Origin of the sequence: Shewanella sp. T24-MNA-CIBAN-0130 (assembly GCF_040310185.1) — a bacterium.
Lineage (GTDB): Bacteria > Pseudomonadota > Gammaproteobacteria > Enterobacterales > Shewanellaceae > Shewanella > Shewanella psychromarinicola.
Genome location: NZ_JBEOPP010000555.1, coordinates 1 through 237, shown reverse-complemented (window position 1 = coordinate 237; position 237 = coordinate 1). Strand labels below are relative to the sequence as shown.

Sequence of the window (237 nt, the reverse complement as noted above, 5' to 3'; positions counted from 1 at the left end):
ACTTTGATGGCGATAGGTTCAGAGTTGGACATGGCGAGACGCTTTGGCATGAGGTCAGCAAACAGGACAAAAACGCTGGTGACAATGATGAATGACACCACAGAGGCGAGCGCTTCATGACCGAACAAGCGCACTAAATAAGGACTGATGGCTGATTCGCCGATAACACCTGCCAAAATGGCCACCGCATTAAGCGCGATTTGTACCACGGTAATAAAACTGCCAGGGTGTTCTTGC

The 237-nt window shown here is 49.8% G+C and carries 1 protein-coding gene; it reads right to left on the bottom strand.

Annotated features, from left to right (window positions below):
* A partial coding sequence (locus AAEZ02_RS23475; RefSeq protein ID WP_351125649.1) for a CNNM domain-containing protein occupies positions 1 to 237 on the bottom strand: 237 nt, incomplete at both ends.